The organism is Verrucosispora sp. WMMD703, assembly GCF_049178935.1.
Taxonomy (GTDB): Bacteria; Actinomycetota; Actinomycetes; order Mycobacteriales; family Micromonosporaceae; genus Micromonospora; species Micromonospora sediminimaris.
The window spans coordinates 5,612,778-5,639,567 of record NZ_JBMHMM010000004.1 but is presented as its reverse complement, the minus strand read 5'-3'; the positions used below and the strand labels follow the sequence as shown (position 1 = coordinate 5,639,567).

The window sequence follows — 26,790 nt, the reverse complement described above, 5'->3', positions numbered from 1 at the left end:
TGGTGACGGTCCGGCCCCGCACCGGGTCGGGCTTCAGATCATCCAGCGGTGGCGCTGCACGAAGGGCAGGCGGGCCCAGAGCCGGCCCAGACCCCAGGTGTGCCCGGCGTACGCGGCGGCCAGGGCGACCAGGACCACGGCGTAGATCAGGTGGTAGTCGACCACCGGGTTGGTGGAACCGGTCGGGTCGCCACCGGCGGTGAACCTGGCCAGCGGGAACTCGGCCAGCCACATCAGCGCCATCATCAGGGTGCCCGAGGCGGCCGCCACCCGCAGGCCGACGCCGGCGATCAGGGCGAGACCGATCGCGGCCAGGCCGACCATGAAGAGGGCGTTCGCCCACCACGTTCCGGCGATCGAATGGGCCACCGACTGCAACGGTCCCACCTCGACGTTGGCGAGGAAGCCCTTGGTCGGCGATCCGCCGTTGATCCAGGCTCGCTCGGCCGGGGTGGCGTAGCCGAGGCCGAAGGTCTTGTCGAGGAAGGCCCAGATGAAGACGAGGCCGGTGGAGATCCGCAGCACGGCAAGGGCCCGGGCGGCGGTCGTGGTCAGCATGGCGCCGGGCAGTTCGGCGTGTTCGAGCGGGCGCTCGATCGATCGGTGGGTGCCGTGGTGGATGGTCATCGTTGCCTCCGTGGTCAGCTTCTTACGTGACCACTCTCGCCCCGGTGCGGGTCGGCGCGCGCGGGCCGGAACACCCGAAGCCGGTGGGACCAAGGTCCCGACCTCGGCAGGCCCCTCGGCGCACGGACCGGGCGCCGTGCTCCCGGTCGGGAACACGGCGCCCAACGGCCCCGGGGGCTACGGCACCAGTGCCTCTGCCGCCGGGATCCAGGTGGCCTGGTCCTGGACGTCGGCCAGCGTCACCGACTCCGCGATCCTGGTCGTCTCCGCCACCGAGAGGTGCTCGGAGCTGACCTGCACCTGCACCTTGCCGTCGGGACTCCAGACGTTGCAGAACGTCGAGTCGTTCTGCTGGCATCGCGTTCGACCGGCTTCGGCCTGCTGGTTGGAGTTGGTGCTCGGCGTGACGAAGACGGTGAAGCTACCCGGGATGTTCCCTCCGTCGGATCCCCAGGGGGCGGCCAGCCCCGTCGTGGCCAGGGCCGGCTTCGTGTAGACCGCGCCGCCGTAGTTGCCGTCGCGTGCCGAGGCGACGCCGTTGACGCCGGAGGTGGCTCGGGTGCCGAGTTCCACCGGGGCGTAGCCGGAGGGCACGTGGCCCACCGTGAACGGCAGCGTGGCCGCCTCGGGCGTGCTTGGCTTCATGGCGGTGGCCAGCGCCGACAGCTCTGCGAAGGTGGGGGCGGCCTCGTGCGTGTACGCGGTGACGACCGCCCACGCGTCGTCGGCGTACTCCCAGGCAAGCTGTCGGCCGGCCGGGCTGGTGAAGGTCCACTGGACCGCGTCCCGCCCGGCCACTGTGCTGCTGGTGCCGCCCTCGGTGCCGGACGGGTCGAACGCACCCGGCCGGTAGAGCGTCAGGTAGGCGGAAACATGCTTGTCGGACGGGCCCGCAGCGGTCTTCCGCTGCTCCGAGTACTGCTTGTCTTCCTGGTCGGTGACGGCCCGGTCGTTGGTGACCATGCCATCGACGTACACCCGCGCTATCTGGTAGGCCGTGGACGCCACGATCGGATCCTGTACGCGTAGCTTGCCGGCGTCGAATGCCGTGAAGGTGAAGCTGAACGGCGCGGCGTCCGGCCACTCGGCCAACGCGTGCGGAGCGGCGTTGCTCTCGCCGGTCCCGGCTGCCACCTCGCTCGTCTGTCCCGTGGTGACCAGCGGCAGCGCGGACACGCCGGCCACCACGACAGCGACCAGCCCGGCCGCGCCGGCCGATGCGAATCCGGCCCGGCGTCGACGCTCGGCCTTCCGTCCGGCCCTGATGATGTCTTCGGTGCTGTGCGACAGCGGCGGCTCGTCCGCCGTCACCACGTCCACGACCTCACGCAACTGCACTTTCCCATTCCTCCATCCGATCCCCGGTGAGTCTGATCCGATCTGTCGCCAGCAGTTCCCGTAGCTTGGCGAGCCCGCGCGAGGTCTGGCTCTTCGCGGTACCGACGTTGCAGCCCAGGACAGCGGCGGTGTCCTCCAAGGACAGTCCCAGGTAGTGACGCAGGATCACGGCCGCCCGTTGGCGGGCCGGCACCGCGTCCAGCGCCGCCTTTATCCGCAACCGCTCGTCGGTGACGCCGTTCTGGTCCCGCATCGCCACGTCCGGCATGGCATCGCTGGACGAGCGTTCCCGACGCCAGGGTCTCCGCTGCTCGTCGATGGCGGCCCGGTAGACCATGGTCTTGACGTACAGGTCCGGTCGGTCCAGCTTCCGCCAACGCGGATAGAGCTTGACCAGCGCGTTGGCGACGGCATCCTCGGCCATGTGCCAATCCCCGCAGGTCACGTAGGCCAGCTTGCGCAGTGCTCCCATCTGGGCGTTGACGAATTCTCGGAACGCTTGCTCGTCTGCGGCTTTCAACCGGCCGTCTCCCCTCTGACGAAGGTAGAACGGTGCCCGCGACCCGAGAAGTTGCACGACGCTGCCTGCGACCGCCGGGTGAGGTTTGGGGCTCGTCGGGGAGGAAAGCCGGAACGCTCCTACGGTGTCGGCGTCCGCCGCCGTGGGGTTCGGGGATCGGGCCGGGAGGAAGCCGGCAGGGTCGGACGGTGTCGGCGTCCGCCGCCGTGGGGTTCGGGGCTCGGGCCGGGAGGAAGCCGGCAGGGTCGGACGGTGCCGGCGTCCGCCGCCGTGGGGTCTGGGGCTCGGGCCCCAGGAGAAATGACGAGCGCCCCAGGTCCGCGCTTCTCAGCGGACATGGAGCGCCAAAGCTCGTGCCCCCGGCAGGATTCGAACCTGCGCCCCCGCCTCCGGAGGGCGGTGCTCTATCCCCTGAGCTACGGGGGCTCAGCGACTGGAGAAGACTAGCAAACGCCCCACCCGATCGCCGAATCGGTATCGGCGCGTCAGGCGGCCAGCGCGCGTCCGCAGCTGGGCAGCGGGTGCGGCACGATGCGCCGGGGGAGCCGGCGCGGCCACTCGTTGCGGGCCCACGAGCCGTCGACGATCAGGTGCACGGTCCGCCGCTCGGCACCACTGAGTCGGTGCACGAACTCCCGGGGGAGCGGCGGGTCGACCGACGGGGTGGTGACCATGAACCGGACCCGCCCCCGTGAGGAGACCGCCGAGATGACGTCGGCCGCCGGCATGGTGCCCCGCAGCCGGACCCGACCCACCCAGTACACCTCGGCCAGGTGTTCCTGAGCCGCCCGGGTGATCGCCGGGTACTCGCTGCGTACCCACCGCTCGACCGCCCCGACGCAGAGCCCGCAGGCCCGCTCGCGGGGCTCGCGCGGCCCCAACCCCCAGGCCCGCAGGTACGCCCCGACCACTCCCACGTCCAGCGTCAGACCGAACTGCTGCTGGATGAGGGCGTGCAGACTCTGGCGGGTCCACAGCTCCTCGTCCAGGCCGAACGCGTCGGGGTGGACGCCCCGAAGGGTGTCGATCAGTTCCAGCTCCTGTTCGCGGCTGAGTGTTCCCGGCTCACCCTGCCGCTGTCCGCGACGGACGGCTGCCACCGCTCCGTCACCGCCGATGGTGTGGCGTCGGCACCAGCTGGTGACCGAACGCCGCGCGTCTCTGAGTGCAACCCCCACGTCCGGACAACGAGTGCACTTCGCTCCAAGTAACCCCTAGAGGGAAAATCGGTCGTATAGCCGCAAGATGGGGCGGAGGAGGCGATCCCGGTGGCACTCGGCTGCCTACGCGTCGCCGCCCCGCTCGAACAGTCGAGCGGGGCGGCGAGGGTTGGTCGGGTACGAGCGGATCAACCGCCGGCAGGCTCCATCCGGCGCAGCTCGTTGATCTCCTTCTGCTGCGTCTGCTTCATGGCCTCGGCCATCCGGACCACCTCGGGCCGGTCCGAGACCTTGAGCACTCCGTCGGCCATGTGCACGCCGCCAAGGTGGTGATCGATCATCAGCTTGATGAAGAGTCGGTCGACCTCGACGCCCTGGGCCTCGTGCAGTTGGGTGATCTCCTCGCGGGTCGCCATGCCGGGCATGAGCCCGTCCTGGCTCAGCGGAACGGCGTCGGGCATCCACTCCATCGCCGGTCGCGAGCCGGTGGGCAGCAACTCCCACTCCTGCAACCAGCGCTGCATGTGACCGATCTGAGCCTGCTGGGTCAGGGCCATGTCGTAGCCCATCTGCCGGATCGCCGGATTCTGTGCCTTGGCGTACGCGATCATGGCCATCTCCACCGCCTGGGCGTGGTGACGGGACATGTCCCGGGCGAAGCCGGCCTCGGCCGAGTCCTCACCCGGGGCCCGGTTTGACATCAGGGTCGCGGCCGTCCACCCGATGCCGAGCAGCAGCACCGCCGCCATGACCAGGGTCAGGTAGCGCAGCGTCCGGGACGGCCGGCGGAGTTCGGCGCCGTTGCGTTCCGTCGGAGGCGCCTCCTGGATCGCGCTGGGCATGTCAGCCACCCGTCGGCGGAGCCAACTCGCGCGGCTCGGTGCCGGTGCCGGTGGTGTAGTTGCCGGAGGAGCAGGGCACGCCCGGCTCGATCGAGGCGTTCTGTGCCAGCGTGGTGGCGAACTCCTTGATCCGCGGGTCGTCGGCGCTGTCGACCTTGAGCTGGTAGCCCCACGCCTGGAGCGACACGGCGGAGTCCAGCCCCTCGTACGGGCTCATCAGCATGAAGTCGTTGCCCCGGATCACGCTGGCCAGCTTCTCGACGTCGGCCGCGGGCAGGTCCGGGCGGTAGGTGAGCCAGACCGCGCCGTGCTCCATGCTGTGTACCGCGTGCTCGGCCGCGATCGGCGCGTCGTAGACATCGCCGAGGCAGCGCTGCCAGGCGTTGTTGTGCGCGCCACCGACCGGCGGGGTGTACTTGTATTCGATCTTGCCGGACTGGTGCGACTCGTAGGTGAGGCTGTCCGGGTCACTCTCGCGGTAGTTGATGATGCCCGCGATGTCGGCGGCCTTGTCCTCCCAGGACTGGCTGCCCTTGAAGGTCGCCCAGGCCCCGAACCCGATGATCGACGTGGCGAGCACGCCGACGGCGACGAAGAGCGCGATCGGCCCCCACGACCGGCCCTGGCTCACCTTCACCGGGGTGATCGGCTTACGCGGCCCCTTGCCGCCCCCCGCGCGCTGGGCCGATCCGGACTTGTTGGGGCCAGCCTTGGCTCCGGTCGCCTTGGCGCCGGCGGCCGGCCGTCCCGCCGCCGGCTTCTTGCCGGTGCTGACCACGGTCGGGCGGCGTTCCGGGCCGCCCGGGGTGCTGATACTCATCGTGCCTCGTCAGGTCGGTCGGTCAGGGGCTCTGGCGGGCCGGGTTCGGATGCTGGGTCGCCGCCGCGGGGACCGAGTCTACCCCCGATAACATGGTTCGGTGACTCCTGCAGAACTCGCCGAAGCTGTCCTCGCCGCCGCTCACGCCGTCTTCGCCGACCGAGAGCTGGACCGCTCCGCGCTGCCGGAGCACACCACGGTCGAGCGGCCGCGCAATCCCGAGCACGGCGACTACGCTGCCACCCTGGCGCTTCAGCTGAGTAAGAAGGTCGGGCTGCCGCCCCGGGAGCTGGCTGCCGCGCTGGCCGCCGAGCTGGCCAGTACGTCGGGGATCAAATCGGTCGAGATCGCCGGCCCGGGGTTCCTCAACATCCGGCTCGACGCCGCCGCCGCGGGACAGCTCGCCCGCTCGATCGTCGAGGCGGGTGAGGAGTACGGCCGAAGCGACCGACTCGCCGGCCTGAAGATCAACCTGGAGTTCGTCTCGGCCAACCCGACCGGTCCGGTGCACATCGGTGGCGTCCGCTGGGCGGCGGTCGGCGACGCGTTGAGCCGGCTGCTGCGGGCCACCGGCGCCGACGTCGGCACCGAGTACTACTTCAACGACGCCGGCTCGCAGATCGACCGCTTCGCCCGTTCGCTGCTCGCCGCCGCCCGGAACGAGCCGGCGCCGGAGGACGGCTACGGCGGGGCGTACCTCGCGGAGATCGCCGAGCAGGTGACCGCCCGGCGGCCCGACGTGCTGACCCTGGACGACGCCGCCGCCCAGGAGGTCTTCCGGGTCGAGGGCGTCGCGTTGATGTTCACGGAGATCAAGTCCTCGCTGCGGGACTTCGGGGTCGAGTTCGACACCTACTTCAACGAGAAGGACCTGCACGATCGCGGCGAGCTGGAGCACGCCCTGACCCGGCTTCGCGAGCAGGGCCACCTCTTCGACTCCGAGGGCGCCACCTGGCTGCGCACCACCGACTTCGGCGACGACAAGGACCGGGTACTGCGCAAGTCCAACGGTGAGTGGACCTACTTCGCCGCCGACTGCGCCTACTACCTCGACAAGCGCGAGCGTGGCTTCGACCGCGTCGTGATCATGCTCGGGGCGGACCACCACGGCTACGTCGGCCGGATGAAGGCGATGGCGGCCTGCTTCGGTGACGACCCCGAGCAGACGCTGGAGATCCTCATCGGCCAGCTGGTGAACCTGGTCCGCGACGGTGCGCCGGTACGGATGAGCAAGCGGGCCGGCACCGTGGTGACCCTTGAGGATCTGGTCGACGCGATCGGGGTGGACGCCTCCCGCTACGCGCTGGCCCGCTACTCCAGCGACTCGCCGATCGACATCGACATCGAGCTGTGGACCCGGGCCACCCGGGACAACCCCGTCTACTACGTGCAGTACGTGGCGGCCCGTACGGCCAGCGTCGGCCGCAACGCCGCCGAGGTCGGCCTCACCCGGGGCGACGCGGCGTCGTTCCGGCCCGAGCTGCTCGACCACGAGAAGGAGAACGAACTGCTCAAGGCGCTGGCCGAGTTCCCCGCCGTCGTGGCCGCCGCCGCCGAGCTGCGCGAGCCGCACCGGGTGGCCCGCTTCCTGGAGGACCTGGCCGGGGCGTACCACAGGTTCTACGACAACTGCCGGATCCTGCCCCGGGGCGACGAAACCGTCACCGACCTGCACCGGGCCCGGCTCTGGCTCAACGACGCGACCCGGGTGGTCATCGCCAACGGGCTGCGCCTGCTCGGCGTCTCGGCGCCGGAGCGGATGTAGTCGTGAGCGCGAGGAGTGAGCTTGCGCGCCCCGCAGCCGCGAACCCAGGGAGGCACTGATGCGGGCTCATGAGGCAGGCGCGCTGCACGGCGACATCGGCAACCGAGGGCCGGCCTGGCTGCGTACGCCGGACGACGTAAATGCCCTGGTGCCGCAGCTGTGGCCCCGCAACGTGACGCGCGGCGCCGACGGCGCGCTCACCGTCGCGGGCCTGGGCGTACGCGACATCGCCGCCGAGTACGGCACCCCGGTGTACGTGCTCGACGAGGACGACCTCCGCTCGCGCTGCCGGGACTTCCAGGCGGCCTTCCCGGACGAGGACATCTACTACGCCGGCAAGGCCTTCCTCTGCCGGGCGGTGGTCCGGATGATCGCCGAGGAAGGCATGTTCCTCGACGTGTGCAGCGGCGGGGAACTGGCCGTGGCGCTGGCCGGTGGGATGCCGCCCGAGCGGATCGGTTTCCACGGCAACAACAAGTCGGTGGCCGAGCTGACCCGGGCCCTCGACGTCGGGGTGGGCAGGATCATCGTCGACTCGTTCCACGAGATCGACCGGCTCACCGCGCTGGCCCGTGAACGCGGCGTACGGCCCCGGGTGCTGATCCGGGTCACCGTCGGGGTGGAGGCGCACACCCACGAGTTCATCGCCACCGCCCATGAGGACCAGAAGTTCGGCTTCTCCCTCGCGGGTGGGGCGGCCCTGAGCGCGGCGCTGCGCGTGCTCGACGAGGGTGTGCTGGAGCTGCGCGGCCTGCACTCGCACATCGGCTCGCAGATCTTCGACACCAGTGGCTTCGAGGTCTCCGCCCGGCGAGTGCTGGCCCTTCAGGCGCAGATCCGCGACGCCCGCGGCGTCGAACTGCCCGAACTCGACCTCGGTGGCGGTTTCGGTATCGCGTACACCTCGCAGGACGATCCTGCGGCCCCGCACGACCTGGCCAAGCGGCTACGCAAGATCGTGGACTCGGAGTGTGCGGCGGAGCGGCTGGCCACACCGCACCTGTCCATCGAGCCGGGCCGGGCGATCGTGGGCCCGGCCGTGTTCACCCTCTACGAGGTGGGTACGGTCAAGGATGTCGATGGCATCCGGACGTACGTCAGCGTCGACGGCGGGATGAGCGACAACATCCGGACCGCCCTGTACGACGCGTCGTACTCGGCGACCCTGGCCTCCCGGGGGAGCGTCGCCGGCCCGATGCTCGCCCGCGTGGTGGGAAAGCACTGTGAGTCCGGGGACATCGTGGTGAAGGATGAATTCCTGCCCGCCGACGTGCAGCCCGGAGATCTTGTCGCGGTGCCCGGCACGGGCGCGTACTGCCGCAGCATGGCCAGCAACTACAACCACGTGCCCCGCCCCGGCGTGGTCGCGGTTCGCAACGGCCGGGCCCGGCTGATCGTTCGACCGGAGACCGAAGAGGACCTGCTCGCTTTGGATGTGGGATGACGTCACCTGTACGCCTCGCCCTGCTCGGCTGCGGCACCGTCGGTGCCGAGGTGATCCGGCTGCTGCACGAGCAGTCGGCGGACCTCGCCGCCCGCGTCGGTGCTCCGTTGGAGATCGCCGGCATCGCCGTACGCCGGATCGGACGGGACCGCGGCGACCTGCCGGTGGACCCGGCCCTGTTCACCACCGACGCGCTCGGGCTGATCAAGCGGGACGACGTCGACGTGGTGGTCGAGGTGGTCGGCGGCATCGAGCCGGCGCGCGGCTGGCTGGTGGAGGCGTTGCGGGCCGGCAAGAGCGTGGTCACCGCCAACAAGGCGCTGCTCGCCGAGGACGGCGGCACCCTGCACGACGCGGCGGCCGAGGGGGGCGGCGACCTCTACTACGAGGCGTCCGTGGCCGGGGCCATTCCGCTGCTGCGCCCGCTGCGCGAGTCGCTGCACGGCGACCGCATCACCCGGGTCACCGGCATCGTCAACGGCACCACCAACTTCATTCTCTCCGCGATGCACGCCACCGGTGCCGGGTTCGCCGAGGCGCTGGAAGAGGCGACCGAGCTGGGCTACGCCGAGGCCGATCCGACCGCCGACGTGGAGGGCTTCGACGCCGCCGCCAAGGCGGCCATCCTCGCCTCGCTCGCCTTCCACAGCCGGGTCGCCGCCGCCGACGTGCATCGCGAGGGCATCACCGAGGTCACCGCCGCGGATGTGGCCAGCGCCAAGGCGATGGGCTGCACGATCAAACTGCTCTGCATCGCCGCGCGGGGTGCCGACGGGCAGGGCCGGGAGGCGGTAAGTGTCCGGGTGCACCCGGCGATGATCCCGGTGACCCATCCCCTGGCCAGCGTGGGCGACGCGTTCAACGCGGTCTTCGTGGAGGCGGAGGCGGCCGGGCAGTTGATGTTCTACGGCCGGGGTGCCGGTGGGGCGCCGACCGCCAGCGCGGTGCTCGGGGACGTGGTGGCGGTGGCCCGCAACCGGCTCGCCGGGGTCCGCGCGGCCAGCGAGTCCGCCTACGCCGACCTGCCCGTACGGCCGATGGGGGAGGCGCTCACCCGCTACCACATCAGCCTCGACGTGGCTGACCGGCCCGGTGTGCTGGAGTCGGTGGCCGGGGTGTTCGCCCGGCACGACGTCTCGATCGCCACCGTCCGGCAGGGGCCGGCCGCCGGTGACGCCGGCGCGGCCGGTGACGCCGTACTTGTCATCGTGACCCACGTCGCCCCGGACGCGGCGCTCGCCGCGACCGTCCAGCAGCTGCGTGGACTGGACATCGTCCGTTCGGTGGCGAGCGTGCTGCGGGTCGAGGGCGGGTTGTGAGCGGCCGGATCAATCGCAGAGGCGAGGAGAGCGAGATGTGGCGTGGCCTGATCGACGCCTACCGGGACCGGCTGCCGGTCACCGATGCCACGCCGGTGGTCACCCTGCACGAGGGGAACACGCCGCTGTTGCCGGCGCCGGTGCTCTCCGCCCGGCTCGGCTGCGACGTGTACCTCAAGGTGGAGGGCGCGAACCCCACCGGCTCCTTCAAGGACCGGGGCATGACGATGGCCGTCTCCAAGGCGGTCGAGGCCGGCAACAAGGCCATCATCTGCGCCTCCACCGGCAACACCAGTGCCTCCGCCGCCGCGTACGCGGCCCGGGCCGGGATGACCTGCGCCGTCCTCGTGCCGCAGGGGAAGATCGCGCTGGGCAAGCTGGCTCAGGCGCTCGTGCACGGTGCCAAGCTGCTCCAGGTCAACGGCAACTTCGACGACTGTCTGGCGCTGGCCGCCAAGCTCGCCCAGGACTATCCGGTGGCCCTGGTCAACTCGGTAAACATCGACCGGCTGCACGGTCAGAAGACGGCCGCCTTCGAGATCGTCGAGGCGCTCGGCGACGCACCCGACATCCACTGCCTGCCGGTGGGCAACGCCGGCAACATCTCCGCGTACTGGATGGGTTACACGGAGGACCATGACGCCGGCAACGCCAGTCGGCGACCGAAGATGTACGGCTTCCAGGCGGCCGGTGCGGCGCCGATCGTGACCGGGCAGGTGGTGGCCGAGCCGTCCACCATCGCCACCGCCATCCGGATCGGCAACCCCGCGAGTTGGACGAAGGCCCTGGACGCGCGGGACACCTCCGGCGGCCTGATCGCGGCGGTCACCGATCGGGAGATCCTGTCCGCGTACCGACTGCTGGCCCGGGAGGTCGGTGTCTTCGTGGAACTGGGCAGCGCGGCCAGCGTCGCCGGTCTGCTCCAGCAGGCCGCCGCCGGCCGGGTGCCGGCCGGGGGCACGGTGGTCTGCACGGTCACCGGGCACGGTCTGAAGGATCCGGAGTGGGCCATCTCCACAGCTCCCGCTCCCGTCACCATCGCCAACGATCCACTCGTCGCCGCCCGCTCCCTCGACCTCGCCTGAGGCCCGGTCCGCCCCGCTGCGGCTCGGCACCCCGGCCGCCCCGGAGATCGGCAGACCCACGGGGTCGGGCACACTGCTCGTACCCCTCGACCGTCTCCCTCAGGAGTGAGCCACGCGATGTCGCTGCTCGCCAGATTCAGCCTCGCCAACCGAGGGCTGGTAGCCCTCATCGCGGTGGTGACCACGGCGTTCGGTGTGTACGCCGTGCCGTCACTGAAGCAGCAACTCCTACCGTCGCTGGAGTTTCCCGCCGCCTTCATCGTGGCCCAGTACCCCGGCGCCGCACCGGAGGTCGTCGAGTCCGAGGTCGCCGAGCCGATCGAAAACAGCCTGCGCGGCATCTCCGGTCTCGACTCGGTCATCTCGACCTCCCGTGAGGGCCTGACCACCATCCAGGTGCAGTACGAGTTCGGCACCGAACTCGACGACATGGTCAGCCGGATGCAGACCGCGATCAACCGGACCAGCCTGCCGGAGGGCGTCGACCCGCAGGTGATCGCGGGCAGCACCGACGACCTGCCGGCGGTGGTGCTGGCCGCGTCCGGCGACGACGACGAGCGGACCCTCGCCGGAAAGCTGCGGGACACCGTGGTGCCGGAACTGGCGGCGATCGACGGCGTCCGTGGCGTCGAGCTGACCGGCGTCCGGGACGAGTTTGTCGTGATCACACCGGATCCGGCGAAGTTGGCGAAGGCGAAGGTGCAGCCGACCGCGATCGGCACCGCGTTGCGGGCCAACGGCGTGGCGGTGCCGGCCGGCGCGGTGCTGGACGGCGAGCGCACCCTGCCGGTCCAGGTGGGCGCACCGCTGACCACCCTGGACGAGCTGCGCGGTGTGATCGTTGCTCCGCCGGTCAAGAAGGCAGGTCCGGTCCGGCTCGGCGACGTCGCCACGGTCGAGGAGCAACTCGCCCCGGCCACCGCCATCACCCGTACCAACGGCCGGGAGAGTCTCGGCATCGCGGTCACCGCCGACCCGGACGGCAACGCCGTGGAGATCTCGCACGCGGTCGCCGACCGGCTCGACGATCTGCGCGCCGCCACCGGTGCCGAGCTGACCGTCGTGCTCGACCAGGCGCCGTTCGTGGAGAAATCCATCGAGACGCTGAGCACCGAGGGTCTGCTGGGTCTGATCATGGCCGTGGTGGTCATCCTGGTGTTCCTGCTGTCGGTGCGCTCCACTGTGGTCACCGCGGTCTCCATCCCGCTGTCGGTGGTGGTCGCGCTGATCGCCCTCTGGATCGGTGACTACTCGCTCAACCTGCTCACCCTCGGCGCGTTGACGGTCGCGGTCGGCCGGGTGGTGGACGACTCGATCGTCGTGCTGGAGAACATCAAGCGGCACCTGACGTACGGCGGGTCGAAGCGGCAGGCGATTCTCACGGCCGTACGCGAGGTGGCCGGTGCCGTCACCGCGTCGACGTTGACCACGGTTGCCGTCTTCGCACCCATCGCCCTGGTAGGTGGTTTCGTCGGTCAGCTCTTCGCACCCTTCGCGATCACGGTCACCGTGGCGTTGCTCGCCTCGCTACTGGTGTCGCTGACGGTGATCCCGGTGCTCGCGTACTGGTTCCTCAAGCCGGTCCGTGGTGCGGCCGACGGGGCGGCGGTCCGTCGGGCGGCGGAGGAGCGCGAGCTGCGCAGCCCGTTGCAGCGGGCGTACCTGCCGGTCATCCGGTTCGCCACCGGGCGGCGGGCCTACCGATGGGCGACCCTGGCGGCGGGCCTGCTGGTGCTGTTCGGCACCTTCGGGCTGGCCCGGCAGCTGGAGACGAACTTCCTCGACGACTCCGGCCAGGACACTCTCAACGTCCGCCAGGAACTGCCGGTGGGCACCGGGCTGGCCGGCACCGACGCGGCGGCCCGTCGGGTCGAGGCGGTGCTGGCGGAGACTCCGGGCATCGAGTCGTACCAGGTCACCGCTGGTGGCGGCGACGCCCCCTGGGCCGGCAGCGCCGGCAACAACGTGGCCAACTACGCGTTGCGTCTCGGCGGGGAGACCGACGCGAAGGCGATGCGCGGAGTGCTGCGGGACCGGCTCGCGGCGCTCGGTACCGAGGCCGGAGAGATCACGTTCCCGGCGGGCCAGGGCGGGGCGTCCGCCAACGAGCTGGCGGTCATCGTGCGGGCCGCCGACCCCGAGGTGTTGGCCGCCGCCGCGAAGGAGGCAGAGACGGCCCTGACCGGCATCGGCGGAGTCGAGGACGTCTCGACCACCCTGGCCGACCGGGTACCTCGGGTCGACGTGACCGTCGACCGCGAGGCGGCCAGCCGGGCCGGGCTCACCGAGGCCGCCGTCGGTCAGCTGGTGTCGCAGGCGTTCCGTGGTACGCCGCTGGGTCAGGTGACCGTCGAGGGCGCCGCCCGGGACGTGGTGCTGCGCCTGTCGCCGGCACCGCCGGTGACCCTGGCGGAGCTGCGGGCTCTGCCGGTGGGCGCGGTCAAGCTGGACGACATCGCCGATGTCACGGAGACCACCGGCCCGCAGCAGGTACGGCGGATCGACGGTGAGCGCAGCGTCTCGGTGACCGGCACGGTCACCGGCTCCGATCTGGGCGCGATCAGCACCGAGCTGCAGAGCCGCCTCGACGCGATCGACGTACCGGGGGCCACGTTCTCCCTGGGCGGGGTCAGCGCCGAGCAGCGGGAGACCTTCGCCGATCTGGGCCTGGCCGTGCTCGCCGCGATCGCGATCGTCTTCCTGATCATGATGGCGACGTTCCGTAGCGTGGTCCAGGCGCTGATCCTGCTGGTCTCCATTCCGTTCGCCGCCACCGGAGCGGTCGCCCTGCTGCTGGCCAGCGGCACCGCGCTGAGCGTGCCGGCGCTGATCGGTGTGCTCATGCTGGTCGGCATCGTGGTGACAAACGCCATCGTGCTGCTGGACCTGGTCAACCAGTACCGGGCGCAGGGCATGGGGGTGCGGGAGGCGGTGGTCGAGGGCGGACGCCACCGCCTGCGGCCGATCCTGATGACCGCGATCGCCACGATCTTCGCGTTGACGCCGATGGCCTTCGGGCTCACCGGGGAGGGTGGTTTCATCTCGCGGCCATTGGCGATCGTGGTGATCGGCGGCCTGCTCACCTCCACCCTGCTCACGTTGATCCTGGTGCCGACGCTCTACGCCATGGTGGAGGACACCAAGGTGTCGGTCCGGGCGTGGCGGCGGCGACGGTACGGCGACCCGACCGAGGGATCGGGCGGTGGCGAGGTCGACGAGGCCGATGGCCCGGCGTCGGACACCACCGGCCGGGTGCCGGTGGGCGCGGGGATCGGTGCCACGGACGCGGACCGGCGGGAGAGCCGGCCGGTGCCGGCGGCGCCCTCCGGCGCGTTGATCGAGAACACCGATCAGTTCGAGGTGCTCCGGCTGCCGAAGACCCGCAACTCACCGTTCCCGCCGAACGAGTGACCGGGCGTCCCCGGAGGGTCCTCGGGCCCTCCGGGGCGCTGTCCGCGCTGCGACGCAACCGTTGACGGTGGCCGGGTATGGTCCGCTCCGTGGCGTCCACCCTCTCGGTCCTCACCCGCAACCGGAACTTCCGCAACCTCTTCCTGGCCGAGCTGGTGGTCTTCGGTGCCGACTGGTTCGTCATGGTGCCGTTGCTGGTGCTGCTGCCGAAGTTGACCGGCAGTGGCGTGTGGGGTGCCCTGGTGCTCGCGGTGGACACCGGCATCGTGGCGCTGCTGCTGCCGTACACCGGCACCATCGCGGACCGGTTCGACCGACGCACGATCATGATCGTCTCGAACGGCGCCGCGCTGGTCGGTGTCCTGCTGCTGCTCGGGGTACGCGATGCCGGCACGGCCTGGCTGGCGCTGCTCGGCATCGGCGTGGTCGCGGTGGCGAAGGCGTTCTATTCGCCGGCTGCCCAGGCGGCGCTGCCGAACGTGCTCGATCCGGATGAACTGGCCGCCGGCAACGCGGTGGCCGGTTCGGCGTGGGGCACGATGACCGTCGTCGGCGCATCACTCGGTGGGGTGCTCAGCGCGGCGGCCGGACCGTACGCGTGCTTCTGGGTCGGTGCCGTCGGGTTGGTGATCGCCGCGAGTCTGGCCACGCTCATCCGCCGTCCGTTGCAGGCACCCCGCGAGCGGGGCGCGAGTCCACCGCAGACCTGGGCGGCGATCCGCGAGGCGCTTGTCTACATCGGGCGCCGTCCCCGGGTGTTGGCGCTGGTGACGGTCAAGTCGGCGGTGGGTCTCGGCAACGGTGTGCTTACCGTCTTCCCGCTGCTCGCCGGGGTGTACGGGGTCGGTGCGCTCGGTGCCGGACTGCTGTTCGCCGTCCGGGGCGCCGGCGCGCTGGTCGGCCCGATCATGATGCGACGGGTGCTGACCAACCGCGCCTGGCTGCTGCCCGGCCTGGCACTGTCCATGTCGGCGTACGGTCTGGCCTACCTCGGCACCTCGGTGGCGGCCTGGTTCCCGCTGGTGCTGGTCCTGGTCTTCGTGGCCCACTTCGCCGGTGGCAGCAACTGGGTGATGTCGAACTTCGCCCTGCAGGGCGAAGTGCCGGACCGGCTACGGGGTCGGGTCTTCGCCACCGACATGATGCTGGCGACCCTGGCGATCTCCGTCAGTCAACTGGTGGTGGCCGTGGTCGTGGACGTCGTCGACGAGCGGGTCGTACTGGCCGGTTGCGGCCTGGTGACCCTGGTCTATGCGATCGGCTGGCGGATCGCGACCCGGCGTCTGTCGCTCGCCACGTCGCCACCCGCCGTCGCGGAGAACCGGTAGCCAGGTCCGGCCCGGTGGACGTCTGTGGCCCCACTAGCATGGGCGGCGTGTCGATCAGATTCGTCGCTGAACCGGTCCGGGTCCGGGTCCCCGCCACCAGTGCGAACCTGGGGCCGGGTTTCGACGCGCTCGGGCTGGCCCTCGCGCTTCACGACGACGTCGCCGCCGAGGTGACGGCCGGGGGCGTGACGGTGGCGGTGACCGGCGAGGGTGCCGGCGACCTGCCCGTCGACGACGGGCATCTGGTGGTACGCGCCATGCGGGTGGCCTTCGACGTCCTTGGCGGGCAACCGGCCGGGCTGGCGGTGGAGTGCGTCAACCGGATCCCGCAGGCGCGCGGGCTCGGCTCCTCGTCGGCGGCGATCGTCGCCGGGGTGCTGCTGGCCCGGGCGCTGGTGGTGGAGGGGGAGAGCCGCCTCGACGACAACGCGGTGCTGCGGCTGGCCGCGGAGATCGAGGGCCATCCGGACAATGTCGCGCCGTGCCTGCTCGGTGGCTTCACCCTGGCCTGGACGGAGCCGGCCGGCGCGCGGGCGGTGTCGCTGCCGGTGGCCGACGGCGTACGCCCCACGGTGCTGGTGCCGACCGAGCGCGGGCTGACCGCCACGGCCCGCGCGGCGCTGCCGGCCACGGTGCCGCACGGCGACGCCGCTTTCAACGCCGGCCGCGCGGGACTGCTGGTGCACGCGTTGACCGCGCAGCCGGCACTGCTGCTGCCGGCGACCGCCGACCGGTTGCACCAGGATTGGCGGGCGCCGTCGATGCCGGGCACGAGTGCGCTGGTCAACGGGTTGCGTGCGGCCGGTGTGGCGGCCGTGGTCAGTGGGGCCGGCCCCAGCGTGCTCGCGCTGTCTGAGCTGCCGGTAGGATTTGACGCGGGAACAGATTGGCGGCTGCTGCGGTTGCCGGTAGATGTATGCGGGGCGCAGGTCGAGCGGGGTAGACTCGGACACGCGGAGCGGGACCCTGTTGCCGCAGGTCGCAAGAGTTGATTACGCTCTAGACTTAGCACAGCCGCGAAGCATGCGATCTCCCTGCGGGTCGGCGCACCCCCGAAGCTTTCGGCGGTAAGCCCGTCACCCCTGCCTAGGCCCACGCCGCACCGCAGTCTTCACTGGTCGCCGCAGACGGCGAAACCCCGCTCACCGCTCCATCTGGTGGGTCGGGAGACCGACCGGCTGCTGTGTTGCAGACTCCCGCGAAGCGTCATGCGAGGCGGGTGTACCGAGGCCGCCCGGCCACCTGTTGTCGATTCCGGGCAGTCCCGGCCTATCGAGGGAAGGAATCCATTGAGCGACACCACCGACGTGACGTCGGATGTTTCCAACGTCGCTGGCGATGCCACCACCGCTGCCCCCGCCCGCCGTCGGCGCAGCGGCACCGGTCTGTCGGCGATGCTGCTGCCGGAGCTGCAGAGCCTGGCCGCGTCGCTCGGCATCTCGGGGACGGCTCGCATGCGTAAGGGCGAGCTGATCAGCGCGATCACCGAGCGGCAGGGCGGCGCTGCCGGAGCCCCTCGTCCACGGGCCGAGGTCGCGGCGGCCGCCGCACCGGTCCGCGAGGAGGTGCACGCGGAGGTACGAGACACGGGTGAGCGGCCGGAGGCCGAGCGCCGTGCTGCCGAACAGCCGGCCGCAAGCGTCGAGAGCGAAGGGCGCGGCCGTACCCGGCGTAGCCGGACCGCCGTGGCGGAACCGCGTGCCGAGGAGACCGCCGCCGAGGGCGAGCGGTCCGAGGGCCGGTCCGGCCGTGACCGTGGCGCCGACCGTGCTGAACGCGCCGATCGGGGCGAGCGGGCTGAGCGTGCCGATCGGGGCGAGCGGGCTGAGCGTGCCGATCGCGCAGAGCGTGCCGATCGCGGTGAGCGTGCCGATCGCGGTGAGCGTCCCGAGCGTGGCGACCGTGCCGAGCGTGGCGACCGCGGTGAGCGTGCCGAGCGTGGCGACCGCGCCGCCGAGCGCGGCGAGCGTGGCGACCGTGCCGAGCGCGGCGATCGTGGTGAGCGGGCCGAGCGTGGCGACCGTGGACAGCGCGCCGAGCGGGACAACGACGGTGACGACGACGGCGAGAGCGGCGGTCGGCGCAGCCGGCGCAGCCGTTTCCGGGATCGTCGGCGGGGCCGCGGTGACCGCAACGATTCCGGCGACGGTGGCCGTGAGCCGCAGGTCGGCGAGGACGATGTGCTCGTGCCGGTGGCCGGCATCGTGGACGTGCTCGACAACTACGCCTTCGTCCGGACCACCGGCTACCTGGCCGGCCCCAACGACGTCTACGTGTCGATGTCCCAGATCAAGAAGTACGGCCTGCGACGCGGTGACGCGATCACCGGGGCGGTCCGGGCGGCGCGCGACGGCGAGCAGCGGCGCGACAAGTACAACCCGCTGGTCCGGCTGGACACCATCAACGGGATGGAGCCGGACGAGGCCAAGCGCCGGCCGGAGTTCTACAAGCTCACCCCGCTGTACCCGCAGGAGCGGCTGCGGCTGGAGACCGAACCGCACATCCTCACCACCCGGGTCATCGACCTGGTCATGCCGATCGGCAAGGGGCAGCGGGCGCTGATCGTCTCGCCGCCGAAGGCCGGTAAGACCATGGTGCTCCAGGCGATCGCCAACGCCATCACGCACAACAACCCGGAGTGCCACCTGATGGTGGTGCTGGTGGACGAGCGGCCCGAAGAGGTCACCGACATGCAGCGGTCGGTCAAGGGCGAGGTTATCGCGGCCACGTTCGACCGCCCGCCGCAGGACCACACCACCGTCGCCGAGCTGGCGATCGAGCGGGCCAAGCGCCTGGTCGAGCTGGGGCACGACGTGGTCGTGCTGCTCGACTCGGTGACCCGGCTCGGCCGGTCGTACAACCTGGCGGCGCCGGCCAGCGGCCGGATCATGTCGGGTGGTATCGACTCCACCGCGTTGTACCCGCCGAAGCGGTTCCTCGGTGCGGCGCGCAACATCGAGAACGGCGGCTCGTTGACCATCCTCGCCACCGCCCTGGTGGAGACCGGTTCCATGGCGGACACGGTCATCTTCGAGGAGTTCAAGGGCACCGGTAACGCGGAGCTGAAGCTGGACCGGAAGATCGCTGACAAGCGGACCTTCCCGGCCATCGACATCCACCCGTCCGGTACGCGTAAGGAGGAGATCCTGCTCGCGCCGGAGGAACTGGCCATCGTGCACAAGCTCCGCAAGGTGCTGCACTCGCTGGACTCGCAGGCGGCCCTGGATCTCCTGCTGGACCGGCTGAAGCAGTCCCGTACCAACATCGAGTTCCTGATGCAGATCGCCAAGTCGACGCCGGGGGAGTAACGTCCACCGACGAAGATCGACGTAGGGGGCGTGGCCGGCCGGCCACGCCCCCTACGCGTACCCGACTCGACCGGAGCGCGGCGGGGGGACGGCCGAGGAATGCTTCACGCGGGCGGTGGGAATGCGTACCCGAGGCCCGATGTTGCTACCGGCGACCAACGGGTGCGGCCCGATTCCAGGGCCCACCGAAGCCCATGGCAGACTGGTCAATCGGCCACCGGTTCCGGTTCACGCCCCCAACGGCAGGCAGCGGCAGGCCAGGGGCGACCCGGCGACCACAGACGAGAGGACCGAGGCGACATGAAGCCCAACATCCACCCGGAGTACGTGACCACCGAGGTCAGCTGCTCCTGCGGTAACACCTTCACCACCCGCAGCACCGCCAAGGGCGGCTCGATCCACGTCGAGACGTGCAGCGCCTGCCACCCGTTCTACACGGGCAAGCAGCGGGTGCTGGACACCGCTGGTCGGGTCGCGAAGTTCCAGCAGAAGTACGCCAAGGTTCAGGGCAAGAAGGCCAAGTAGCTCCTCGTCTGACGCCCGCGTCCGGTTCACCGCCGGGCGCGGGCGTCGGCCGTCTGTGTCCCGGTTTCCGCCGCGAAGCGACCGGCGGAGTACCGCGCGGGGTTTCCGACAGTCAGCAAGGAGCCATCCCCAGCATGAGCAGTGAACGCCTCACCGGCCTCCTCGACGAGTACGCCGAGTTGGAGAAGCGGCTCGCCGATCCCGCGATCCACGCCGACCAGGGCACCGCCCGCCGGGTTGGCCGTCGCTATGCCGAGCTGGTGCCGCTGCACAAGGCCGCGGCCGAGCTGGAGCAGGCCCGGGCGGATCTCGCCGCGGCACGGGAGCTGGCCGCCGAGGACGCCTCCTTCGCGGCCGAGGCCGAGACGATCGCGGCGACGCTGCCGGTGCTTGAGGACCGCCTCGCCGAGCTGCTCATCCCGCGCGACCCGCACGACGCCAAGGACGTCATCGTCGAGATCAAGGCGGGCGAGGGCGGTGAGGAGTCCGCGCTGTTCGCCGGTGACCTGCTGCGCATGTACACCCGGTACGCGGAGCGGCGCGGCTGGGTCACCGAGGTGATCGACGCTCAGGACTCCGACCTCGGCGGGGTGAAGGACGTCTCGCTGGCCATCAAGACAAAGGGTGTGCCCGAGGGCGGCAACGGCGTCTGGTCCCGGTTGAAGTGGGAAGGCGGCGTGCACCGGGTGCAGCGGGTCCCGGTCACCGAGTCGCAGGGGCGCATCCACACCAGCGCGGCCGGCGTACTGGTGCTGCCGGAGGCCGAGGAGGTCGACGTCACCATCGACCCGAACGAGTTGCGCATCGACGTGTTCCGCTCGTCCGGTCCCGGTGGCCAGTCGGTGAACACCACCGACTCGGCGGTGCGGATCACTCATCTGCCCACCGGCATCGTGGTCTCCTGCCAGAACGAGAAGTCTCAGCTGCAGAACCGGGAGCAGGCGATGCGGATCCTGCGCGCCCGGCTGCTGGCCGCCGCGCAGGAGCAGGCCGACGCCGCCGCATCGGACGCCCGCAAGGCCCAGGTGCGTACGGTGGACCGCTCGGAGCGGATCCGCACGTACAACTTCCCGCAGAACCGGATCACCGACCATCGGATCGGCTTCACCGCCTACAACCTTGACCTGGTGCTCGCCGGGGAACTGGACGGTGTGCTCGACGCGCTCAGCGAGGCGGACCGGGCCGCGCGCCTGGCGGGCGACGCGGAACTGACCCGGCGCTGAGCCTCAGGCGCTACGCGGCCTGGCCTTGGCCCGCAGCATCTCCCGGTCGGCGGCCTCGAAGGCCGCGCCGAGCGCGTCCCGCTGGCCGGGGCCGCCGGCGCCCACCTCGGCGAAGCCGATGCTGACGCCGACCGGGGTGCCGGGCACCAGTGACTCCCAGTCCTCGGTGCGCACGGCGGCGTCGATCCGCCGGGCCACCTCGGCCGCCTCGGCCATCCCCGCTTCGGGTAGCACCACCACGAACTCGTCGCCGCCGTAGCGGGCGACGAAGTCGCCCCGACGCATCACCCGGTTGATGACTCCGGCGACGCGTTGCAGGACCAGATCCCCCGAGTGGTGCCCGTGCCGCGTGTTGACCGCCTTGAACCCGTCCAGGTCGCAGACGCCGATCACCACCCGTTCACCCCGGGCCACCACGGCCGCGATGTAGCGCTCCAGCCGGCGTCGGTTGGGCAGCCCGGTCAGCGGGTCGGTAAGCGCCTCTCCCTCGAACCGCGCCGCCTCCCGGCGCATCTCCTCATGATCGATACGGGCGGCGATGCCGTCGATGTAGACGTCGCGGAGCCGGTCGTGGCGCTGCGCGGCGAGTCGGAACGCCAGCCGGTCGGCCCGGTGCGCGGCGGCGTGGTCGCCGGCCCGACCCAGCGCCATGCTGCGCAGTCGGGCCGGCTCGGCCGCGCCGAGCGTCTCGGCGGACACCTGGACCGTGTCCAGCCGGGTGACCGCCTCGATCGGACGCCCACTGGCGATGGCGAGGCAGACCTGGCCGAGCTGGCGCATGTCGCGGGCCCGGGCACTGTCCGCGCCGTAGTCGAGCAGCCGGGCCGGGGCCAGTCCCGGGGCAAGGTCGAGGTCGTCGCCGAGGGCGCACCGGCGGGCGGCGGCGTAACCGTAGGCGGCCAGGCTGCTGGGGCGCAGCCGGTCGGCCCGCCCGGCGGTCACGAACCGGCCCAGGTCACCGCCGACGTCCCGCAGTACGCGCAGACAGCCGTCGCTGTCACCGGTGTGGTCGAGGGCGACCGCGTTGCGCAGTCGGATGCCCGGTGCGGCGAACGTCTCCTCCGGGATCCCTGCGGCGGTGCCGAGTTGCCGGGCGCGTTCGATCGCGCCCAGGGCGTAACCGTGAAAGCTGAGGTACGAGTAGGCCATCGCCAGGTCGTGCCAACCCCAGGCGGTGTCCCGGTCCGGATCCTCCACCGCCCCGAGCGCCCGAGCGGCCTTGACCAGGTGCGTCACGCAGCGGTCCAGCGCGCCCTGATGGTGGGCGGCCAACGCCGCCAGGGCGTTGAGGTGCCCGTGCAGATAGGGCTCGGCGAGGTCGCGTACCGCCGCGGACGCCTCCTCGATGGCGCGGGTGTACTCGGCGGTGCGCCCGAGATTGATCAGAGCCGAGAGCCGCTGCACGAGCGCGTCGGCTCGGGCGTTCGGGTCGCGGGTGGCACGCAGCACCCCATCCAGGAGTCCGTACGCCTCGGTGGAACGGCTCACCTCCTGCAACGCCCGCGCCTTCGTCAGGGCGTCAACCTGGTCTTCGACCCGGTCGAGCCAGCCCACCCGCGACCTCCTGTCGGTGTGCCGCTGCACCCGCTTATGCACGTGCACGGCGACGCTTCATGATTATTGCGTGACCACCGCACCGCAACACCCGTCCGAAGGGACGAGACGTAACCGTCCGGGTCCCGTACTTGCCGAAGCGGCTCGTATCCTCGCCGCCGCCGGTGTGACCTCGGCCCGTGCGGAGGCCGAGCTGCTGGCCGCGTACGTGCTTGAGATCCCGCGCGGGCGGTTGGCCCTGGCGGACGGGTTCACCGACGAGCAACTTGACGGCTACCGAGCGCTGGTGACCCGCCGGTCGCGACGGGAACCGTTGCAGTATCTCACCGGCACCGCCGGCTTCCGGCACCTGGAGTTGGCCGTCGGGCCGGGCGTCTTCGTGCCGCGCCCGGAGACCGAACTGCTCGCCGGCTGGGGCGTCGACCAGGCCCGAACGGCCGCGCGGGCGGGTGGGCGGCCGGAACCACTTGTGGTGGACCTGTGCAGCGGCTCGGGAGCGATCGCCCTGTCGGTGGCGTCCGAGGTGCCGCAAACCCGGGTGGTGGCGGTGGAACGCTCGCCGGAGGCGCTGTCCTGGCTGCGGCGCAACGCGGCGGCCCGGGCCGCCGCCGGTGACCGGCCGATCGAGGTGGTGGCGGCGGACGCCACCGATCCGGCCCTGCTGGACGAGTTGGCGGGCCGGGTGGACGTGCTGCTGTGCAACCCGCCGTACGTCCCGCTCGCGGTGGCGGTGCCCCCGGAGGTGGCCGACCACGACCCGGCGGAGGCCGTGTTCGGTGGGGCGGACGGACTGGACGTCATCCGCCGGGTGATCGACCGTGCGGGTTTCCTGCTGCGTGCCGGCGGTGTCCTGGGCATCGAACACGACGACAGTCACGGCGCGGTGTTGCCGGGTCTGCTCGCCGCCGACGGGCGGTACGTCACGATCGTCGACCATCGCGACCTCGCCGACCGGCCGCGTTTCGTCACGGCGTCCCGCCTCGCGGACCGCCCACCACCCGGTGCGGCCGCGACGTGGCAGACTGGCTCCTCGTGATGCTCTACGACTGCCGATCGCTCGCCGACCGGGACCGCGGCATCGCTGCGGCCATCGAGGCGGTCCGCAACGGCGAGCTGGTCGTCCTGCCGACCGACACGGTCTACGGGATCGGCGCCGACGCGTTCACCCCCTATGCGGTCAAGGCGCTGCTGGACGCGAAGGGTGTCCCGCACACCCCGCCACCGGTGCTGATCGGTTCCCGGCACACCCTCGACGGCCTGGCCTACACCCTGCCGACAGCGGCGCGGGACCTGGTCGAGGCGTTCTGGCCGGGTGCGCTGACCATCCTGGTCAAGCACTCGGCGAGCCTGCGGTGGGATCTCGGCGACGACAGCGGCACGGTGGCGGTGCGCATGCCGCTGCACCCGGTGGCGCTTGAGGTGCTGCGGGAGACGGGGCCGATGGCGGTCGCGTCGGCCAACAAGATCGGCCAACCGGCCGCGCTCACCGCCGACCAGGCGCGCGACCAGCTCGCCTACTCCGTCCGGGCCTACCTGGAGGCCGGGCCGGCGGTGGACCCGGTGCCCAGCACGATCGTGGATCTGACCGGCGACGAGCCGCTGCTCGTCCGGGAGGGCGCGATCGACCTGGCCCGGCTGCGTGAGGTGGTACCGGAACTGCGTGAGAGTCAGGTGGCGTAGGTGCCCCCCTTCACCGTCCTGCACGTCTGCATGGGCAACATCTGCCGGTCACCGATGGCCGAGCGGCTGCTCACCCTCGCGGTGTCCGACCGGCTGGCCCGACGAGAGGTTGACCCGGAGCGGGTCGAGGAGCTGCTGCACAGCCACAGCGCGGGCACCGGTGGTTGGCACGCCGGTGAGGAGATGAACCCGCCGGCCGCGCGTCAGGTCACCAACCGGGGTGGCGACGTCACCGGGTTCGCCGCTCGCAAGCTGCGCTCCGATCACATCGACGCCGCCGACCTGGTCCTGACCGCCACCGCCGACCAGCAGGAGTACGTGACCGCGTTGCGGCCCGACGCCGCCGCCCGCACGTTCGTGCTCGGCGAGTTCGGTCGGCTGCTGGCCGCCCTCGATCCGGCCGCGTTGCCGGCGGCCGAGGCCACCGCCGACGCGGTCCACGCCCGTGGCGTGGCGCTGGTCGAGGCGGCACACGAGGCCCGGCAGGGCGCCACCGCGTTGCCCACCGACGACCTCGACGACCCGTGGGGGCGCGGCGACCAGTGCTTCACCCGGGTGGCCGACGAGATCGAGGAGACCGTGCAGCCGCTCGCCGCGCTGCTGCTCCCCTGATCGGCGAATTTCATCCGGGTTTGAGGAAAGGCGCGGCAGAAAGGGCGATTAGCGACATCCTGAGGGAGTCCTGACGGCTCCTGCGGGGAGAGCTGATGACCCGGGCGTTCCTGCCGAAGATGTTCACCGTACTGCTGGCCGGCACGCTGGCCGGCCTGGCGCTGGCGGTGGCGGCGTTGCCGGCCGCGCTGGTGTTCGGCATCGGATTTTCGGCGCTCTCCGCGCCGTACGCGGAGTTGCCCAACACGCTGCGGACGCCGCCGACGGCCCAACGGTCCAACCTCTACGCCAACGACGGCACCACGCTGATCACCTCCTTCTACCAGGAGGACCGGGTCGATGTGCCGCTGGACGAGGTGGCGCCGGTGATGCGGCAGGCCATCATCGCCGCCGAGGACGCCCGCTTCCACGAGCACAGCGGCGTGGACCTGCGGGGCATCGTGCGGGCCTTCACCGCCAACCGGCGCGACGGCGCCACCCGTCAGGGCGCCTCCACACTGACCATGCAGTACGTCCGCAACGTGCTGAGCACCGATCCCCGGCTCAGCGAGGCGCAACGGGCGGCGGCCACCGAGGTGAGCACCGCCCGCAAGGTCCAGGAGATCCGGTACGCCCTGGCGTTGGAGCGGGAGCTGACCAAGGAGCAGATCCTGACCCGCTACCTCAACATCGCGTACTTCGGTGCCGGCGCGTACGGGATCGCCGCCGCCAGCAAACGGTACTTCTCCACCTCACCGGCGAAGCTCACGCTGGCCCAGGCGGCGTTGCTGGCCGGGCTGGTCCGCTCTCCGCACAGCGACGACCCGATCAACGGGGACGCCGACAGCGCGACCGCCCGGCGCGGCTACGTGCTGGACCGGATGGTCGAGTCGGGCGTGACCGCGCCGGAGGAGGCGGCCCGGATCGCCGCCCAGCCGTTGAACCTGCGGCCCAGCGAGACTCCGAACGACTGCACCGCGGTGCCCGAGGGACACAACGACTGGGGCTTCTTCTGCGACTGGTTCACCCGTTGGTGGAACAGCCAGAAGGCGTTCGGCGCCAGCGTCGACGAGCGGCAGCGCACCCTGCGACGGGGTGGGTTCAGCATCGTCTCCTCACTCGACCCCGGCGTCCAGCGGGCCACCACCGAACAGGTGTGGGGGGTCTACCCGGCCGAGCACCCACACGCCATGCCGACCGCGGTGATCCAACCCGGCACCGGGCGGGTGCTCGCCATGTCGGTCAACCGGGTCTACAGCGTGACCGCGAACCCGGGCGGACAGCAGAACCACCCCAACACCGTCAACCAACTCGTCGCCGGCGGCGGCACCATCGTCGGTTACCAGGCCGGTTCCACGTTCAAGCTCTTCACCATGCTGGCCGCCCTGGAGGCCGGACTACCCCTGAACACGGTCTTCAACGCGCCCCGGCGGATCGTGACGGACTTCCGGGTCAGCGGCAGCGAGGCGAACTGCGGAGGGTACTGGTGCCCGCAGAACGCCAGCGCCTCGGTGAGCGGCCGGCACGACATGTGGACCGCCTTCGGCGACTCGGTCAACACGTACTTCGCCTGGCTCACCGAGCGGGTCGGTGCGGACCGGGTGGTGGAGATGGCCGAACGGCTCGGCATCGTGTTCCGGGCCGACGACGACGCCCAACTGGCCCGGCACGGGGCACGTGAGTGGGGCCCGTTCACCCTGGGTGTGTCCGCCACCACCCCGCTCGACCTGGCCGGCGCGTACGCGACGCTGGGCGCGGAGGGCGTCTGGTGCGCGCCCACGCCGGTCAGCTCGATCACCGACGCGGACGGTCGCCGGGTGGCCGCCGGGCAGCCGGACTGCCGGCAGGTGCTCGACGTAGACGTGGCCCGGGCGGCGGCGGACGCGGCCCGCTGCCCGGTCGGCGACCAGTCCATGTACCACGGCTGCGCCGGTGGCACGGCGACCCGGCTGCGCGGTCAGCTCGGCCGGCCGGTGGTGGGTAAGACGGGCAGCTCCGAGCGGTACGCCACGGAGACGGTCGTGGCGCTCACCCCGCAGTTGGCGGTGGCGGCGATGGCCGCCAACCCCGACGAGCCGCGCGACGCCGTCGGCCGTGCGGTGCAGACCGCCATGGTGGAGGCGGTCGGCGAGATCCTCTCCTACGCCCTGCGCGACGAGCCGGTCCGCGACTTCGTGCCGCCGAGCGACATGACCGCCTGGCGGGTCACCGGGCAGCGCACCGGCAACTGACCGACGCCGACCGCAGCCC

The 26,790-nt window shown here is 71.4% G+C and carries 21 protein-coding genes and 1 tRNA gene; 14 read left to right on the top strand and 8 right to left on the bottom strand.

The annotated features are described in order from the left end of the window. Positions 1–33 precede the first annotated feature (33 nt). The 7 genes from ACN26Z_RS26165 to ACN26Z_RS26135 all read right to left on the bottom strand — a co-directional run bounded on the left by ACN26Z_RS26165 (position 34) and on the right by ACN26Z_RS26135 (position 5,307). Complete coding sequence (locus tag ACN26Z_RS26165) at positions 34–627, bottom strand: DoxX family membrane protein (RefSeq protein ID WP_093405364.1); 594 nt, start codon at positions 625–627, stop codon at positions 34–36. A gap of 177 nt (positions 628–804) precedes the next feature. After that, positions 805–1,965: a hypothetical protein gene (locus tag ACN26Z_RS26160; protein WP_421463798.1), complete on the bottom strand. Its 1,161-nt coding sequence runs from the start codon at positions 1,963–1,965 to the stop codon at positions 805–807. Continuing rightward, the gene (locus ACN26Z_RS26155; RefSeq protein ID WP_282236995.1) at positions 1,952–2,485 is read right to left on the bottom strand and encodes a SigE family RNA polymerase sigma factor; all 534 of its coding nucleotides are present in this window, start codon (positions 2,483–2,485) and stop codon (positions 1,952–1,954) included. The genes ACN26Z_RS26160 and ACN26Z_RS26155 overlap by 14 nt, the downstream gene beginning before the upstream one ends. A gap of 354 nt (positions 2,486–2,839) precedes the next feature. Continuing rightward, positions 2,840–2,911, bottom strand: a tRNA-Arg gene (locus ACN26Z_RS26150). A gap of 59 nt (positions 2,912–2,970) precedes the next feature. Continuing rightward, complete coding sequence (locus tag ACN26Z_RS26145) at positions 2,971–3,663, bottom strand: winged helix-turn-helix domain-containing protein (protein ID WP_093405373.1); 693 nt, start codon at positions 3,661–3,663, stop codon at positions 2,971–2,973. Between the two features lie 170 nt (positions 3,664–3,833). Further along, complete coding sequence (locus ACN26Z_RS26140; RefSeq protein WP_421463795.1) at positions 3,834–4,487, bottom strand: DUF305 domain-containing protein; 654 nt, start codon at positions 4,485–4,487, stop codon at positions 3,834–3,836. Between the two features lies 1 nt (position 4,488). Next, a complete protein-coding gene (locus ACN26Z_RS26135; protein ID WP_282236997.1) occupies positions 4,489–5,307 on the bottom strand; it encodes a DUF3105 domain-containing protein in 819 nt (272 codons plus the stop codon). A gap of 100 nt (positions 5,308–5,407) precedes the next feature. Here ACN26Z_RS26135 and argS point away from each other — a divergent pair, with 100 nt between their 5' ends. From argS to prfA, 10 genes are all read left to right on the top strand, one after another. Beyond that, positions 5,408–7,072 carry an arginine--tRNA ligase gene (gene argS / locus ACN26Z_RS26130; protein ID WP_421463793.1) on the top strand — a complete coding sequence of 555 codons (1,665 nt, stop codon included), beginning with the start codon at positions 5,408–5,410 and terminating at the stop codon, positions 7,070–7,072. Between the two features lie 58 nt (positions 7,073–7,130). After that, on the top strand, positions 7,131–8,516 hold the full coding sequence (lysA, locus tag ACN26Z_RS26125; protein ID WP_282236999.1) for a diaminopimelate decarboxylase: 1,386 nt from the start codon (positions 7,131–7,133) through the stop codon (positions 8,514–8,516). Further along, complete coding sequence (locus tag ACN26Z_RS26120; protein WP_421463791.1) at positions 8,513–9,835, top strand: homoserine dehydrogenase; 1,323 nt, start codon at positions 8,513–8,515, stop codon at positions 9,833–9,835. Before lysA ends, ACN26Z_RS26120 begins: the two co-directional genes overlap by 4 nt. A 35-nt stretch (positions 9,836–9,870) precedes the next feature. Continuing rightward, positions 9,871–10,920: a threonine synthase gene (gene thrC, locus ACN26Z_RS26115; RefSeq protein WP_093405528.1), complete on the top strand. Its 1,050-nt coding sequence runs from the start codon at positions 9,871–9,873 to the stop codon at positions 10,918–10,920. Between the two features lie 117 nt (positions 10,921–11,037). Continuing rightward, a complete protein-coding gene (locus ACN26Z_RS26110; protein ID WP_421463789.1) occupies positions 11,038–14,331 on the top strand; it encodes an efflux RND transporter permease subunit in 3,294 nt (1,097 codons plus the stop codon). A gap of 89 nt (positions 14,332–14,420) precedes the next feature. Continuing rightward, the gene (locus ACN26Z_RS26105) at positions 14,421–15,659 is read left to right on the top strand and encodes an MFS transporter (protein ID WP_421463787.1); all 1,239 of its coding nucleotides are present in this window, start codon (positions 14,421–14,423) and stop codon (positions 15,657–15,659) included. Positions 15,660–15,706: 47 nt separating this feature from the next. Further along, positions 15,707–16,651, top strand: coding sequence for a homoserine kinase (gene thrB / locus ACN26Z_RS26100; RefSeq protein ID WP_396884665.1), 945 nt, complete (start codon positions 15,707–15,709; stop codon positions 16,649–16,651). Between the two features lie 297 nt (positions 16,652–16,948). After that, the gene (rho, locus tag ACN26Z_RS26095; protein ID WP_421463784.1) at positions 16,949–18,967 is read left to right on the top strand and encodes a transcription termination factor Rho; all 2,019 of its coding nucleotides are present in this window, start codon (positions 16,949–16,951) and stop codon (positions 18,965–18,967) included. Between the two features lie 300 nt (positions 18,968–19,267). Then, a complete protein-coding gene (gene rpmE, locus ACN26Z_RS26090) occupies positions 19,268–19,492 on the top strand; it encodes a 50S ribosomal protein L31 (protein ID WP_093405395.1) in 225 nt (74 codons plus the stop codon). 134 nt (positions 19,493–19,626) lie between these two features. Continuing rightward, positions 19,627–20,715 (top strand): peptide chain release factor 1, encoded by a 1,089-nt coding sequence (gene prfA / locus ACN26Z_RS26085; protein WP_093405397.1) that lies wholly within the window; start codon positions 19,627–19,629, stop codon positions 20,713–20,715. 3 nt (positions 20,716–20,718) lie between these two features. Here the strand turns inward: prfA and ACN26Z_RS26080 are convergent, their stop codons facing one another. Next, positions 20,719–22,269: a GGDEF domain-containing protein gene (locus tag ACN26Z_RS26080; RefSeq protein WP_093405400.1), complete on the bottom strand. Its 1,551-nt coding sequence runs from the start codon at positions 22,267–22,269 to the stop codon at positions 20,719–20,721. A gap of 70 nt (positions 22,270–22,339) precedes the next feature. Between ACN26Z_RS26080 and prmC the strand changes: the two genes are divergently transcribed. The 4 genes from prmC (at position 22,340) to ACN26Z_RS26060 (ending at position 26,771) form a co-directional block, all read left to right on the top strand. Beyond that, positions 22,340–23,305, top strand: a complete 966-nt coding sequence (gene prmC, locus ACN26Z_RS26075; RefSeq protein ID WP_421463781.1) for a peptide chain release factor N(5)-glutamine methyltransferase — start codon at positions 22,340–22,342, stop codon at positions 23,303–23,305. Continuing rightward, on the top strand, positions 23,305–23,949 hold the full coding sequence (locus tag ACN26Z_RS26070; RefSeq protein ID WP_210941343.1) for an L-threonylcarbamoyladenylate synthase: 645 nt from the start codon (positions 23,305–23,307) through the stop codon (positions 23,947–23,949). The genes prmC and ACN26Z_RS26070 overlap by 1 nt, the downstream gene beginning before the upstream one ends. After that, on the top strand, positions 23,950–24,561 hold the full coding sequence (locus ACN26Z_RS26065; RefSeq protein ID WP_421463779.1) for a phosphotyrosine protein phosphatase: 612 nt from the start codon (positions 23,950–23,952) through the stop codon (positions 24,559–24,561). Positions 24,562–24,656: 95 nt separating this feature from the next. Beyond that, positions 24,657–26,771: a transglycosylase domain-containing protein gene (locus ACN26Z_RS26060; protein ID WP_282237006.1), complete on the top strand. Its 2,115-nt coding sequence runs from the start codon at positions 24,657–24,659 to the stop codon at positions 26,769–26,771. The last annotated feature ends 19 nt before the right edge of the window (positions 26,772–26,790 follow it).

Coding starts and splice junctions, on each gene's coding strand:
- ACN26Z_RS26060 (WP_282237006.1), top strand. CDS start 24,657: ATGACCCGGGCGTTCCTGCCGAAGATGTTCACCGTACTGCTGGCCGGC.
- rpmE (WP_093405395.1), top strand. CDS start 19,268: ATGAAGCCCAACATCCACCCGGAGTACGTGACCACCGAGGTCAGCTGC.
- ACN26Z_RS26070 (WP_210941343.1), top strand. CDS start 23,305: ATGCTCTACGACTGCCGATCGCTCGCCGACCGGGACCGCGGCATCGCT.
- ACN26Z_RS26135 (WP_282236997.1), bottom strand. CDS start 5,307: ATGAGTATCAGCACCCCGGGCGGCCCGGAACGCCGCCCGACCGTGGTC.
- ACN26Z_RS26140 (WP_421463795.1), bottom strand. CDS start 4,487: ATGCCCAGCGCGATCCAGGAGGCGCCTCCGACGGAACGCAACGGCGCC.
- ACN26Z_RS26120 (WP_421463791.1), top strand. CDS start 8,513: ATGACGTCACCTGTACGCCTCGCCCTGCTCGGCTGCGGCACCGTCGGT.
- ACN26Z_RS26110 (WP_421463789.1), top strand. CDS start 11,038: ATGTCGCTGCTCGCCAGATTCAGCCTCGCCAACCGAGGGCTGGTAGCC.
- thrC (WP_093405528.1), top strand. CDS start 9,871: ATGTGGCGTGGCCTGATCGACGCCTACCGGGACCGGCTGCCGGTCACC.
- ACN26Z_RS26165 (WP_093405364.1), bottom strand. CDS start 627: ATGACCATCCACCACGGCACCCACCGATCGATCGAGCGCCCGCTCGAA.
- lysA (WP_282236999.1), top strand. CDS start 7,131: ATGCGGGCTCATGAGGCAGGCGCGCTGCACGGCGACATCGGCAACCGA.
- prfA (WP_093405397.1), top strand. CDS start 19,627: ATGAGCAGTGAACGCCTCACCGGCCTCCTCGACGAGTACGCCGAGTTG.